Source organism: Serratia montpellierensis (assembly GCF_020858655.1).
Lineage (GTDB): Bacteria > Pseudomonadota > Gammaproteobacteria > Enterobacterales > Enterobacteriaceae > Serratia > Serratia montpellierensis.
In genome coordinates this window covers 234,337-244,683 of sequence record NZ_VOSN01000022.1, presented here as the reverse complement: position 1 = coordinate 244,683, position 10,347 = coordinate 234,337, and the positions used below count along the sequence as shown (strand labels likewise).

The following is a 10,347-nucleotide window of genomic DNA, read 5'->3' as shown; positions in this document are numbered from 1 at the left end:
GCTGATCGGCGGCACCTGGTACGGCGGCGAGATGAAGAAAGGCCTGTTCTCGATCATGAACTACCTGCTGCCGCTGAAGGGTATCGCCTCGATGCACTGCTCAGCCAACGTCGGCGAGCAAGGCGACGTAGCGGTGTTCTTCGGGCTGTCCGGAACCGGCAAAACCACCCTCTCCACCGATCCGAAACGCCAGCTGATCGGCGATGACGAGCACGGCTGGGACGACGACGGCGTGTTCAACTTCGAAGGCGGCTGCTACGCCAAGACCATCAAGCTGTCGCCACAGGCGGAGCCGGAAATCTATCAGGCGATCCGCCGCGATGCGCTGCTGGAAAACGTCACCGTGCTGGCCGACGGCAGCATCGACTTCGACGACGCCAGCAAAACCGAGAACACCCGCGTCTCCTATCCGATTTATCACATCGAGAACATCGTCAAACCGGTGTCCAAAGCCGGCCATGCGCGCAAGATCATCTTCCTGACCGCCGACGCCTTCGGCGTACTGCCGCCGGTATCGCGCCTGACGCCTGAGCAAACCCAGTACCACTTCCTGTCCGGCTTCACCGCCAAGCTGGCCGGCACCGAGCGCGGCATCACCGCGCCGACGCCGACCTTCTCCGCCTGCTTCGGCGCCGCGTTCCTCTCGCTGCACCCGACGCAGTACGCCGAAGTGCTGGTGAAACGCATGCAGGCCGCCGGCGCCCAGGCTTACCTGGTCAACACCGGCTGGAACGGCAGCGGCAAACGTATTTCTATCAAAGATACGCGCGGCATTATCGACGCCATTCTGAATGGCGACATTGAGCAGGCCGAGACCTTCACGCTGCCGATCTTCGGGCTGGCAGTGCCGACCGCGCTGCCGGGCGTCGATCCGTCGATTCTCGATCCGCGCAAAACCTACGCCGACGAATCGCTGTGGCAGGAGAAGGCGCAGGATCTGGCGCAGCGCTTTATCGATAACTTCGCCAAATATACCGTCACCCCGGCGGGCGAAAAACTGGTGAACGCCGGGCCTAAACGGTAACGGCATCCCACAGTTCAAGGGCCGATTCGTCGGCCCTTTTTCGTTTTCACACCTCCCCCAACAATCCCGGCATCACCAGCGCCACCGCCGCCGCGATGCGCTCGTCGATCGCGCTACCCGGCGGCAACAGCCCCAGCGTCATCTGCCGCAGCGGTTCGGCGATGGTCATCGCCAACAGCAGGTCGCTGGTTTGCGCCCAGTCGCGCTCACGCAGCCACCCGGACTGCTGCTGGCGCTGCAGCCAGTCCGCCACCGTCGCGCGGCCGCGCTGAATGCCGTTGCGCTGGTAGCTCTCCAGCATCCCCTCGCGCCCCGGAAACTCACTTTGCAGCAGCCGGAACATGCCTACCGCTTCCGCACTCAACACCTGCTGCGCGATGGCCTGCAGCCCTTTTTCCAACAGTGGCGCAACCGCCGCCCGCTGCCCGGCATCCTGGGCGAAGGCCGGCTGAAACGCCTCGGTCCAGCCGCTCACCGCCTGCGCCACCAGCTCGTCGCGATTGGCGGCAAACCGATACAGGGTTTTTTTAGCCACCCCGGCGCGTTTCGCCACCGCATCCACCGTCGCCGCGGCATAGCCACCGTCGAGCAGCAGCGCCAGCGTCGCCTGAACCAGCGCAGCGCGCAGCGCCGTTTCCGGCGTGGCCGGCCGGCCGCGAGCGCGCAGCGGTTCTTCATTCGGGTTCGCCATATTTATTCCTCATAAGCGTTGACAGACTCAGCATACCGGCATAGCTTTATTTTGGAAACATTGTTCGTTTCCAAAATAAAAAAGGAACCCATTATGACACATCCTTCCCTGCTGGCGCCGTGGGGCGTTAACGATATCAACGAGTTGCTCAGGCCCGAACCGCTGCGGCTGGAGATGGGGCTGAGCCGCAGCGCCGACGGCCTGCTGACCGTCGCGGTTCGTACCGACCTGCACGGCTGCAAAGGGCGCATGCTGGACTGGTGGTTCACCTTCTTCGAAACGACTCAGCATATCAACTGGTGGCACCCGCACGATCACGTCGAACACCGCGGCTGGGATCGCCACTGGAAAAAAGGGGAAAGCTACGTCGGCGCCAGCATCGAAGCGGTCGAGTGGTTGGCGGAGCTGCCGCCGGTCGCGGCACGCCTCAAGTTTCACGCCGCCGAGGACTTCTTCTCGCCGCAGCCGCTGCGCCAGGCGCGTGACGCGCAGGCGCTCTCCGCCGCGGTTTGCGCGCGCATCGGCTTCGGCGACCAGGTGGCGCTGGATGACAACGGCAATCCCTGCGACGGCGAGATGCTGCATCTGGTGCGCGATACGCCCTATGGCTGCGTGCTGCGCAGCCGCTTCCTGCTGGGTAAAGCCTGCGCCAACGCCCACGACGAGCTGTCGGACGACATCGGGTTTAACCTGATGCGCCACTGCTACAACGAATTCAGCTATCTGGCGCAGTTCCTGCCGTCGCTGTACTACGCCGAAAACGGCCGCGAACCGGCGCCGTTGCTCTGGTAGTGCGTCAGCGAGGACCTGTTATTTTTTCGCGATATCGCTATAGTGATTTTCATCGTTTTCCCCTGCGCTCATGACGGAGACATCATGGAAAATTCCTGCTATAGCGGTGGCTGTCTGTGCGGACATATTCGCTTTCAGGCACGCGGCCTGCCTGGCAATCCGCACAGCTGTTCCTGCGACTTTTGCCGCCGCCACTCCGGTGCGCCGACGCTCTGCTGGGTCGAATTTCCGCGTCAGGCCGTCGAGTGGAACGGCCCGGGCGGCATGCCCACACTCTACCGTTCTTCACCCTATTCCAGCCGCGCCTTTTGCCCGCGCTGCGGCAGCACGCTGGGGGCGGTCGACGACGAGCCGACGGTGGCGTTGACCACCGGCAGCTTCGATCGGGCCGATCTGCCGGAGCTGCGCCCGACCTCACATGCGTTCGCCGATGTTTGCCCCGAATGGTGGCATATCGACGGCATGCGCTGAGCGCCTCACAGTTCCCGCTGAAATCAATTGATTGTTTTGTCGTATAAATTTAGAACTGACGAACAATAATTCAAAAGTATGGGAACGGGGATGAATCAACAGACTCTCGACGCGCGTCGCTCGCGTCAGGCGTTGCTGGCCGGCTCGGTCGGCAACTTTATCGAATGGTATGAGTTCGGGGTGTACGGGTTCCTGGCCACCGTTATCGCCGCCAATTTTTTCACGCTGCAGGGTGAAAATGAAGTCACCAGCCTGATCCTCACCTACGCCGCCTTCGCGCTGGCGTTTTTCTGTCGGCCGATCGGCGCGGTGATCTTCGGCCGCATCGGCGATCGCATCGGCCGTCGCCCGACGCTGATTGCGGTTCTGCTGTTGATGACGCTGGCCACCTCGCTGATCGGCGTCATGCCGACCTATGCCTCGATCGGCGTCGCCGCCCCGCTGCTGCTGACGCTGCTGCGCATGTTTCAGGGGCTGTTCGCCGGCGGTGAATTCGGCGGCGCCGTGTCGCTGATGACCGAGTTCGCCCCGAAGGGGAAGCGTGGGCTGTTCGGCGCCTGGCAGTCGCTGACCGTCGCGCTCGGCCTGCTGGCCGGCGCTGGGCTGGTGGCGCTGCTGGCCGCACTGCTCAGCGCGCAGCAGCTGCATGACTGGGGCTGGCGTATTCCCTTCCTGCTGGCGCTGCCGATGGGCGCCGTGGCGCTGTGGCTGCGGCTCAAGCTCGAAGAGACGCCCACGTTCACCCAGGCGCAGCAACATGCGGAACACGCCGCCGCGCCGCCGGAAGCGAAGCTGAGCGGCGTGGTGAAAACCATTCTGATCGGCATCGGCCGCATGATGGGCTGGTCGGCCGCCGGCTATACCTTCCTGGTGGTGATGCCTTCCTATTTGCAAACCTCATTGCACGCCACCTTCCAGCAGGCGCTGGTGGCGACGGTGCTGGCTAACGTCGGCTTCGCCCTGACCATTCTGCCGGCGGGTATGATCAGCGACAAACTGGGGCGTAAAACGGTGATGCTGACGGCGGTGACGGCGGTGATCCTGTTCACTTTCCCACTGCTGCACCTGTTGCAGGATGCACAGAGTTCACTGTGGGCCAAAGGGCTGGCGGTCATGATCGCCGGTGCCGTGGTCGGCCTGCTGGCCGGTCCCGGCCCGGCGATGCTGGCGGAGATGTTCCCGACCCGGGTGCGCTATACCGGCTTGGGGCTGGCTTACTCACTGTCCAATGCGGTGTTTTCCGGCTCGGCCGGGCTGATTATCACCGGCCTCATCAAACAGACCGGTAACATCGACATTCCCGCCTATTACGTGGTCGCCACCTCGGTGGTCAGCCTGTTTGCACTGATGACGCTGCGCCGCGACGACCATCTGCGCTCGCTGAACGAACGTTGATCCTCCGGGGGCACATCGCCCCCTTGCCAACTCGTGACCTCGATCACAAGGCACGAATGTTAACGTTAACTTTTGTGATTAACATCGCACGCGTGATATCTGCCAGCTTCACCCCCTTACGAGTTAACGTTAACAATGGAGCTAACTTCACTCACCGGGGCCCTACCCATGAACCGCGAAACTAAAAAATATTACGTGCTGCTCAGCGGCCTGCTGTTCTTCTTTTTCTTCACCTGGTCTTCCAGCTTTTCGCTGATCTCGCTGTGGCTGAATCAGAAGATCGGCCTGAAAGGCGCCGAGACTGGCCTGATCTTCTCCGCTATCTCGTTGGTGGCGCTGTGCGCACAGCCGCTGTACGGGTTTATTCAGGACAAGCTTGGGCTGCGCAAGCACCTGCTGCAGTTTCTCGGCGTGATGCTGCTGCTGACCGGCCCATTCTTTATCTACATTTACGCCCCGCTGCTGGCCAGCAGCCTGCCGCTCGGCGCGCTGGTCGGCGGGGTATTTATCGGCGCCACCTTCTTCGCCGGCATCGGCGCGCTGGAATCTTATACCGAGCGAGTCAGCCGCATCAGCGGTTTCGAATTCGGCCGCGCCCGCATGTGGGGATCGCTCGGCTGGGCCAGCGCCACCTTTTTGGCCGGTTTTATCTTCAATATCGATCCGAACATCAATTTCTGGCTGGCCTCCGCCGCCGCCGTGGTATTCCTGTTGCTGCTCAGCCAGGTGCGCGAGCTGAAGCCGAACGCCATGGCCGGCCTGGCGTTCGGCAAACCGGAAAATCTGCGGCTGCAGGATGCGCTGGCGCTGCTGCGTATGCCGGGCTTCTGGGCGCTGGTGGTGTTTGTGCTCGGTATCAGCGTATACAACGTTTTCGATCAGCAATTTTCGGTCTACTTCGCCTCGCAGTTCGCTTCTCGCGAACAGGGCAACGAGATGTACGGCTTCCTCAACTCGCTGCAGGTCTTCCTCGAAGCCGGCGGCATGTTCCTGGCGCCGCTGCTGGTGAACCGCATCGGCGCCAAACAGGGGCTGTTGCTGGCCGGTGGCGTGATGGCGCTGCGCATGTTCGGCTCAGGCTTGGTCAGCGGCGCATTGATGATCTCCGCCATGAAACTGCTGCACGCCATAGAGTTGCCGATCCTGCTGATCGCTATCTTCAAATACATCGCCAGCCGCTTCGACAGTCGCCTCTCCTCAACGCTTTACCTGGTGGGCTTTCAGTTCATCACCCAGGTGATGGCCAGCTTCCTGTCGCCGCTGGCGGGCTACGGTTATGACCGCATCGGCTTTGCCGACACCTATCTGCTGATGGGGTGCGCGGTCGCCGCTACGACGCTTGTCTCCTGTTTCCTGCTGCGCGGCGAACGTTCCGCCAGCGCAGCCCCCTTTCAATCCGCCATTAAATCAAGCGAGTCTGTCCAATGAACACTGCCTTAGCTCAAGCCGACCATGCGGTCGAAGCCCTGCGCGCAGAGCGCCAAGACGAATACTACCCGCAGTTCCATCTCGCGCCGCCCGCCGGCTGGATCAACGATCCCAACGGCCTGATCTGTATTGACGGCGTCTATCATGCCTTCTTCCAGCATCACCCCTATAGCGAGCACTGGGGCCCCATGCACTGGGGGCACGCGACCAGCCGCGATCTGATCCGCTGGCAGCACCAGCCTATCGCCCTGGCGCCCGATGCGCCCTATGACAAAGACGGTTGCTTTTCCGGCTGCGCCGTGGATGACAACGGCGTGCTGACGCTGATTTATACCGGCCACGTGTGGCTGGGCGAGCCCGGCGACGACAGCCAGGTGCGGGAAGTGCAATGTCTGGCCACCAGCGAAGACGGCATACGCTTCGTCAAGCACGGATCGGTACTGGCCGCGCCGGACGGCATTCAGCATTTCCGCGATCCGAAAGTCTGGCGCGAGAACGGCGAATGGTGGCTGGTGGTCGGTGCCAAAGAAAACGGCCTGGGCCAGGTGCGCCTGTACCGTTCTGCAGACCTGCGCGCCTGGCGCTTCGACCGGGTGCTGGCCGGTGCGCAGGCGGCGCATCAAGGGTATATGTGGGAATGCCCGGATTTCTTCCCGCTGGGGGAACAACACCTGTTGTTGTTCTCACCGCAGGGGCTGGCGGCACAGGGCTACCGCTACCGCAATCGCTTCCAGAGCGGCTATCTGCTCGGCCACTGGCGGCCTGACAGCGACTTTAGGGTGACCCAACCCTTCTGCGAACTGGATGCCGGCCACGATTTCTATGCGCCGCAGACCTTCACCGCCGCCGACGGCCGTCGGCTGCTGTTTGCCTGGATGGATATGTGGGAATCCCCAATGCCCAGCAAAGCGCACCGTTGGGCCGGTGCCCTCACCCTGCCGCGTGAGCTGACGCTGGCCGCCGACGGCAGCGTCCGCATGGACCCGGCGCGTGAACTGACGGCGCTGCGCCGAGAATCGCACACCTTTTTGGCACAGACGCTGACCAATCAGCATCTGCCGCTGGCGGACGACCTGCAGGAACTCACCCTGACGTTGAGACCGACCGACAACGACGCCGAGCGCTACGGGCTGGCCATCGGGAGTGCGGCGCGGCTGTTCGTCGACAATCAGGCGCACCGGCTGGTGCTGGAACGTTTTCATGAAAACCGCGCCCTGTGCACCTGCCGCAGCGTGCCGCTGCCAGAAGGTGACAGCCTGTCGCTGCGGATCTTCATTGACCGCTCATCGCTGGAGATCTTCGTCAATCAGGGGCAGGCCTGCCTGACCAGCCGAATTTATCCGACGGCGGGCGATCGCCGCCTCAGCCTGTTCGCCGAAGGCGGCCGGGCTCAGTTCGAGCCCATCACGGGATGGCAGTTGGCAAGCCTCTGGGGATAATGGGAATGAGCACCGGGCGCGCAACGACGCACCCGGTGCGCTTACAGCGAACCACGCTCCAACAGCGGGCACGGCACTTTCACCGTCTCACGCTGCTCCCGCTGCTCAATCACATGCAGCGCCGCAAGGCGGCCCAGCTCGTAATGCGGCAACTGCACCGTCGTCAATGCCGGCAGGAACAGTTCGCCGGTGCCGACCATATTGTCGTAACCCAGCACCGCCACCTGTTGCGGTATCCGCCATCCTTGCGCCAGCAATACCTGATACACCAGAAAAGCTATCCGATCGTTCCCGCACACCACGACATCGCAATCGCGCCTTCCTGCAGAGAAATGCCGCTCCAGCAGCACGACGCAGTCGCGATAGCTTTGGTCGCCGCCGCTCAGATCGAGATGATACTGCCGCAGCTGTTCAACATCGCGCCCCGCTTCGCGCCAGGCGCGTTCCAGACCGCGACGGCGCAGGCCCGCCGCCAGCGTATCCGCCGGTAAATGAATGCACAGCGGCGCGCGATAGCCTTTGGCGATCAGCGCGCGCGTGGCGTCATACTGCCCTTGCTCGTCATCAGGAATGTAGCTGGCGATCGAATGCGCCGGGCTGACGCAGTTGGCCAGCACCAGCTTTTTGTCCAACAGTTTGGCCGGCAATGTCACCTCACGCAGCCCCATCGTGGTGAAGATCACCCCATCCGGACGATGCGCCAGCAGCAGATCGACGGTCTGTTCGGCGTTGTCGTCGGCAAACAGGTTGACGACGAAGCTGTTCCAGCCTCGCTCGCGCGCGGTTTTCTCAATCGACAGGATCATTTCCACCGAGAATGGCGTCGTGGCGGTGTCCAGCGCCAGCACGCCGAGCGTCTGCACGCGATTTCCGTCACCGCGAATACGCCGCGCCGACAGATCCGGCACGTAACCCAACTGGTCGATAGCCTGTTTGACGCGGCGGTAGGTTTCCAGCCTCAGCTTGCCGGGTTCATTGATGGCGCGGGACACCGTCATCAGCGAGACTCCGGCAAGTTTTGCGACGTCTTTCAGCGAAGCCATGCGCCCTTCTTTATGATGATTAATGGGAAAAAGTGAATAATCCCATAACCGGGCGTAGGACTCTACTCTGCGTTAGCAGGCTGTGATGTTCGCCCACAGGAGAGCACCGTCGGCCGTCAGCGGCGCCACTTCACCACCCGCCGCCTGCGCCACCCACCAGACGCCCTCGCGCGCCCGCAGTTCGCCGCCCCCCGGCAGCGACCAGACCCCGCTCAGCACATACAGCACGACCGCCTGGTTGGGGGACAGGGTGACGGGCGCGGTACTGCGCCGCACCTCGGCCGCCTGCCGGCCGCGGCGCGTCATGATGTTGAAATCCTGACTGGCGCCGCCCAGCAGCGTCGCTTCCAGCGCCACGTCGCCGGAGAACGCGAACGGTTCCCCGACGCGATCCAATTGATGGTCGATATGCCCGGCGCTGAACAGCCGCACGCCGTCGCCTTCCAGTAAGGTTATCGAGCGGTCAATGCCCGTAAAGGCGGAAAACGGCCCGTCCTGCGCGATGGTGGCAATGCTGGCGCGCCAGTCAAAATCCTGCGCGCCCGGCGGCCAGCTGACGATTTCACGGGTTTCCCCACCGCCGTTGCGCCACGGGCTAACCGGCAGCGCGGCGAAGCTAAAACGGGTCAGGCTCATTACGCCTCCTGCTGAAAGGTTTTCAGCACCTGCAGGAACTCGGCGCTGCTCTGCTGCTGCAGCGCGTGCCGCCCCTGCTCGATCACCTGCCGGCCGCCGACGAACACGTCGCGAATTTGCTCTTTGCCGCCGGCGAACAGCCAGCGGTTGAGGATCGAGGCGTCCGGCGCCGCCGCCAGATACGGGTCGTCGCCGTCCAGCACCAGCCAGTCGGCGCGATAGCCGCTTTGCAATCGGCCGATCGGCGCGCCGCACGCCTGCGCGCCGCCCTGCAGCGCCTGCAGGTACAGCACGTCGCCCACCGCCGACTGTTCCGGCGTCGTCAGGCGATTGCGACGCTGATCGCGCAGCCGCTGGCCGTATTCGAACCAGCGCAGCTCTTCCACCACGTTGAGCGAAACGTGGCTGTCGGAACCGATGCCCCAGCGTCCCTGCTGCTGCAGGTAAGCGTCGCCGGGGAAAATGCCGTCGCCGAGGTTGGCTTCGGTGGTCAGGCACAGGCCGGCCACCGCGCGGCTGCGCGCCAGCGCTTCCAGCTCATCGCGATCCAGGTGGGTGGCATGCACCAGGCACCAGCGCTGATCGACCGGCAGATGGTCATACAGCCAGGCCACCGGGCGCTGCCCGCTCCACGCCAGGCAGTCGTTCACCTCTTTTTGCTGCTCGGCGATATGAATATGCACCGGCAAAGTGCGATCCGACGCGGCCAAAATCTGCTGCATCTGGCCCAGCTCCACCGCACGCAGCGAATGGAAGCACAGCCCCTGATTCTGCAACGGACGATCCGCCAGCTGGCGGGCAATCACCTGCTGCTGGTGCAGATAGCTTTCGGTATCCTGGATAAAACGTTTCTGCCCCGGCTGCGCCGGCTGCGCGCCGAAACCGGCGTAGCTGTACAGCACCGGCAGCATCGTCATGCCGATGCCGGCCTGATGCGCGGCCTCGCTGAGCCGGCCGGTCATTTCACCGCGATCGGCGTAAGGCTTACCGTCGGCGTCGTGATGCAGGTAGTGGAATTCGGCCACCTGGGTGTATCCGCCCTTGAGCATTTCGATATACAGTTGACGGGCGACCACTTCCACCTGCTCCGGCGTCAGGCGCTGCACCAGACGGTACATCAGATCGCGCCAGGTCCAGAAGCTGTCCTGCGGATTGCCCGCCACTTCCGCCAGCCCGGCCATCGCGCGCTGGAAAGCGTGGGAGTGCAGGTTCGGCATGCCCGGCACCGCGTCGCCGTGCAGCCGGATGCAGCCTTGCGGTTCAGCGTCGGCGGTAACTTGAGTCAGATAACCTTGCGCATCGACGTCCAGCCGGACGTTATGCGCCCAGCCCTCAGGGAGCAAAGCGCGTGGGGCAAAATAAGCAGGCATGGCAGTATTCCACGGTTGATGTAACGGCGAATGAGGCGCGGCGATGGCGCGCATTCAG

At 63.2% G+C, this 10,347-nt stretch carries 10 protein-coding genes; 6 read left to right on the top strand and 4 right to left on the bottom strand.

What is annotated here, in order from left to right; translation table 11 throughout:
* Positions 1–1,024, top strand: a 1,024-nt coding sequence (pckA, locus tag FUU19_RS23395; RefSeq protein ID WP_230507398.1) for a phosphoenolpyruvate carboxykinase (ATP), incomplete at its 5' end; no start/stop codon positions are given.
* Between the two features lie 46 nt (positions 1,025–1,070).
* Here the strand turns inward: pckA and FUU19_RS23390 are convergent.
* Positions 1,071–1,715, bottom strand: coding sequence for a TetR/AcrR family transcriptional regulator (locus tag FUU19_RS23390; RefSeq protein ID WP_202669378.1), 645 nt, complete (start codon positions 1,713–1,715; stop codon positions 1,071–1,073).
* A gap of 93 nt (positions 1,716–1,808) precedes the next feature.
* On the opposite strand from FUU19_RS23390, the gene FUU19_RS23385 reads away from it, so the two are divergent.
* From FUU19_RS23385 to FUU19_RS23365, 5 genes are all read left to right on the top strand, one after another.
* Positions 1,809–2,507 carry a DAPG hydrolase family protein gene (locus FUU19_RS23385; protein ID WP_230490489.1) on the top strand — a complete coding sequence of 233 codons (699 nt, stop codon included), beginning with the start codon at positions 1,809–1,811 and terminating at the stop codon, positions 2,505–2,507.
* A gap of 84 nt (positions 2,508–2,591) precedes the next feature.
* Positions 2,592–2,978 carry a GFA family protein gene (locus tag FUU19_RS23380; RefSeq protein ID WP_141969237.1) on the top strand — a complete coding sequence of 129 codons (387 nt, stop codon included), beginning with the start codon at positions 2,592–2,594 and terminating at the stop codon, positions 2,976–2,978.
* Between the two features lie 90 nt (positions 2,979–3,068).
* Positions 3,069–4,373, top strand: coding sequence for an MFS transporter (locus FUU19_RS23375; RefSeq protein ID WP_141969239.1), 1,305 nt, complete (start codon positions 3,069–3,071; stop codon positions 4,371–4,373).
* A 168-nt stretch (positions 4,374–4,541) separates the two neighbouring features.
* The gene (locus tag FUU19_RS23370; RefSeq protein ID WP_230490488.1) at positions 4,542–5,801 is read left to right on the top strand and encodes an MFS transporter; all 1,260 of its coding nucleotides are present in this window, start codon (positions 4,542–4,544) and stop codon (positions 5,799–5,801) included.
* Positions 5,798–7,240 carry a glycoside hydrolase family 32 protein gene (locus FUU19_RS23365; protein ID WP_230490487.1) on the top strand — a complete coding sequence of 481 codons (1,443 nt, stop codon included), beginning with the start codon at positions 5,798–5,800 and terminating at the stop codon, positions 7,238–7,240. The genes FUU19_RS23370 and FUU19_RS23365 overlap by 4 nt, the downstream gene beginning before the upstream one ends.
* Before the next feature lie 41 nt (positions 7,241–7,281).
* Here FUU19_RS23365 and FUU19_RS23360 read toward each other — a convergent pair whose 3' ends face one another.
* From FUU19_RS23360 to FUU19_RS23350, 3 genes are all read right to left on the bottom strand, one after another.
* Positions 7,282–8,283, bottom strand: coding sequence for a LacI family DNA-binding transcriptional regulator (locus FUU19_RS23360; protein ID WP_141969245.1), 1,002 nt, complete (start codon positions 8,281–8,283; stop codon positions 7,282–7,284).
* 72 nt (positions 8,284–8,355) lie between these two features.
* Positions 8,356–8,919, bottom strand: a complete 564-nt coding sequence (locus tag FUU19_RS23355; RefSeq protein ID WP_230490486.1) for a HutD/Ves family protein — start codon at positions 8,917–8,919, stop codon at positions 8,356–8,358.
* Positions 8,919–10,289: a formimidoylglutamate deiminase gene (locus tag FUU19_RS23350; protein WP_049200374.1), complete on the bottom strand. Its 1,371-nt coding sequence runs from the start codon at positions 10,287–10,289 to the stop codon at positions 8,919–8,921. The genes FUU19_RS23355 and FUU19_RS23350 overlap by 1 nt, the downstream gene beginning before the upstream one ends.
* Positions 10,290–10,347: the final 58 nt, after the last annotated feature.